3 protein-coding genes and 1 pseudogene are annotated in these 3,195 nt (G+C 31.7%); 3 read left to right on the top strand and 1 reads right to left on the bottom strand.

Going from position 1 to position 3,195, the window contains the following annotated elements; translation table 11 throughout:
* A pseudogene (locus tag FC45_RS07805) lies at positions 1–296 on the top strand (ABC transporter substrate-binding protein); the annotation flags it as partial.
* Between the two features lie 119 nt (positions 297–415).
* On the top strand, positions 416–1,339 hold the full coding sequence (locus FC45_RS07275; RefSeq protein WP_006585638.1) for a magnesium transporter CorA family protein: 924 nt from the start codon (positions 416–418) through the stop codon (positions 1,337–1,339).
* 44 nt (positions 1,340–1,383) lie between these two features.
* On the opposite strand, the gene FC45_RS07280 is transcribed toward FC45_RS07275, so the two are convergent.
* The gene (locus tag FC45_RS07280; protein WP_006585639.1) at positions 1,384–2,280 is read right to left on the bottom strand and encodes an N-acetylglucosamine kinase; all 897 of its coding nucleotides are present in this window, start codon (positions 2,278–2,280) and stop codon (positions 1,384–1,386) included.
* A 151-nt stretch (positions 2,281–2,431) separates the two neighbouring features.
* Between FC45_RS07280 and FC45_RS07285 the strand changes: the two genes are divergently transcribed.
* A complete protein-coding gene (locus FC45_RS07285; RefSeq protein WP_236694524.1) occupies positions 2,432–3,178 on the top strand; it encodes a serine hydrolase in 747 nt (248 codons plus the stop codon).
* Positions 3,179–3,195 lie beyond the last annotated feature (17 nt).

Genomic DNA, 3,195 nt, shown 5'->3' on the forward strand with positions numbered 1-3,195 from the left:
TAGTATCTAAATCAAGTCAATTAACTTGGGCAAATGCAACTGGTTATGTTCCAGTAAACAAGCAAGTTTTAGTAGATAAGAAATATATTAATAACCCAAATATGAAGACCCCAGCAATTTTGAAGGATGCAATGAAACGTTTGTACTCTGTTCCAGTAGAAAAGAACTCAAACGCTGCATATGTTCAAGCTGGTAGTAATTTAGAAAATATATTAATTGCTGCAGGTAAAAAGCAAAACTATAATAACTTAATTAAGCAAGGACAAGCAAAACTAGAAAATGCTTGGAAGCAATAATTGCTTATCTTTAAAAAGAAGTAGATTAATCTACTTCTTTTTTATCATTAAGAAACATTGATTTTTCATCTTAAGCGAAACATGTTAACATAATAAAGTACTTCTAGTGAGGTGATGGCATGATAAAAGAACAAACTTTTCCAGTTAAAACAATTTACAACTGGTATGACATTAGCAATCTTAGTGAAGAGGACAGTCGAATTTTACAAAAAGATTTTAACTTTACATCAGATATAATTTCATATATATCTGACCGACATGAACGTCCTCACTATGACTATGATCAATATACCCAAAGTCACTTATTAGTTTATGACGTGCCTATATGGCCAACACCTAGTATTAAGCACTTTACAGCTAATCCGGTTACCTTTTTAGTTCAAGGAAATAATATTTTTACTTTTCATACTGAATTGACTAATTATGTTTTTGAAGAATTTGATGATGAAAGGATGCGTGAGAAGCTATCAGAAGCTGAAGATGTAACAGAGCTTTTGATGATTTTTTTATTATATTCATCTCAATACTTCCAAAGAGCTGTAACTCAATTGAATATTGAACGTAATGGTCTTGATAGTAAACTATCAGATTATGTTAATAATAAGGATTTAGTTGAACTTTCTAACATTGAAAAAGGGTTAGTGTATCTTTCAAGTAGTATTCAAACTGACCTCCTCATGTTACATAGTTTAAATAAATCACATTTGAATAGTAAATTCACTAAGCGTTCACTTGAACGATTAGATGATGTTTTGATTGAATCAAATCAGTCAGATCAAATGGTGCGAATTTCTAGTCAAGTTACAAAGACTCTCTCAACTACTAGTAACAATATGATGAATAATAACTTGAATGATACTATGAAATTCTTGACAGTTTGGTCAATTCTTTTAACAATTCCGACTATTATGACCGGGTTTTATGGAATGAATGTTAGCCTGCCAGTATTTGGCCATAGCTTTGACTGGATTATGATTTCTATAATTACTATAGGAATTATGGCATGGCTAGCTTATTATATGAAGCGACATCATTTCTTTTAAATTAAAAGAGCCTAGCAAGCTACTAGGCTCTTTTTTATATTTTATTATGCGGTGTAGTAATCGTCATTCTTATCGAATAAAATACCACTTGCATTGCTACCTGAAGAAATAACAAATTTGGCATTAGGATATTTAGCATGAACTTTATCTTCTACACGTGTGCGAAGCATCTTATTGTTGGTCAATACCGAACCAGTTAATGCGATTGCCATTGGTTTCGGATCAGCAAAACGGTCAAGTCCCATAATAATATCATCAGCCAATAAATCAGCTTGGCTAAAAATCACGTTTTGAGCATCTTCAGATCCGTTATCAGCTAGTTCAGCAATTAATCTAGCTAAACCCGCAATTTCTGGCCTTTCGAGACGATATACTTTTTGATTACAGTCGTTCATTTCAGAAACTTCAAAGTGTTTAGTGAATAAGTCAATTAAGTCATTCTTTTCACGTTTATCCCAAGAATGAAGTGCTGACTTTAATCCAGCAATACTTATAGCATAACCACTACCTTCATCACCTAATAAGTGTCCATATCCACCAACTGTTAATATTTTCCCATTTTGTAAGCCATTAACAACTGAACCAGTACCAGCAATGACAATAATACCATCTTCGCCTTCAAGTCCTTTGTATAAAGCTAAAAGTGAATCAGTTATAGCTTTTGCCTTAGTGTTAAATGCTGAAGCTAAAGTCTCAGAAACTTCTTTATATTGGCCTGTTACTGAAATTCCAGCAATACCAGCCAAGATACGTTCACAATTTGAACCTAACTTAGCTTGGATTTGACGAACAGCTTCTTTAATATTAGCCATTCCTCCGTCAAAATCTGCATTAATATTTCCTTGACCTGTTTCTACTCTTAGTAATTCTTGACCTGTTAGGTCATATGCAATCGCGGTTGTATGAGTTCCGCCTGCATCAATTCCAATTTGATAATACACTGTTTAATTATCCTTCCTATTTGTATCAGATTAATTATACAATAAAACGCTTTCCTGGTTTATGAAAATAAGAACTTTCTAAAAAATATTAATGTATATTGATAAGTAGATCCAATTTTGGCTAAAATTATCCTAGGTAGAGGGAGAGATTATGAAAAATAGGATTATTTTAGGGGCTATAGTAGCATCTGTATGTTCATTTGCATTGTATTTGAACAATATAAAAAAATATGAATCAGCAACTTTAACTATTTCGAGAAATCAAAATAATAGTCAGTCTGTTGTAGAAAAAGATAAAAAAAGTAAGGAAAATGGAGCTAGCCTAAATTTAGCTACGATAACTAAGAAAGGTAATTCTAAGCTATCGGCACAAATTGAAAAGGCTATGAAAACTTCAGACAATTATGATGTTAAGGTAATTGATCTAAAGAATAGTAATAACTCTGCTGAAGTCTATAGTGAGAAAAATAAAGTAGATGTTAGTGATAGTTTAAAGGCTTTTTTGTTAATTGGTTTATATAAAGAAATAGAGCAACAAAAAATTAAAGCAACAGATACTCTTACTCCTACTGAAAATGAAATTGTTAAAGGGGACAGTAGTTTTACAGCTAATACAGTTTATAGCTTAACGTATGTGCGACAAAATTTAATGAGCAAAAATAGTAACACAGCAGCTAATTTATTACTTAATAAAATTGGCAAGGAGCGTGTCAATAATATTGTTAAAGAAATGGGCGCTAATGAAACTATAATTTCTAATAAATTTGGTGAAAGTGTTGTAGGATCTACGACTACTCAAGACTTGGCCACGTTAATGAAAAGTTTATATAATGGTAAATTTTTAGCTAATTATAGTAATACAGTATTAACTGGACTTTCAACTTTTTCGAGACCGTAAAATAGTTTGTGTAAGGA

It is taken from the genome of Lactobacillus jensenii DSM 20557, from assembly GCF_001436455.1.
Taxonomy (GTDB): Bacteria; Bacillota; Bacilli; order Lactobacillales; family Lactobacillaceae; genus Lactobacillus; species Lactobacillus jensenii.

Excerpts from the sequence above, each read along its gene's own strand:
- FC45_RS07275 (WP_006585638.1), top strand. The coding sequence starts at position 416 with ATGATAAAAGAACAAACTTTTCCAGTTAAAACAATTTACAACTGGTAT.
- FC45_RS07285 (WP_236694524.1), top strand. The coding sequence starts at position 2,432 with ATGAAAAATAGGATTATTTTAGGGGCTATAGTAGCATCTGTATGTTCA.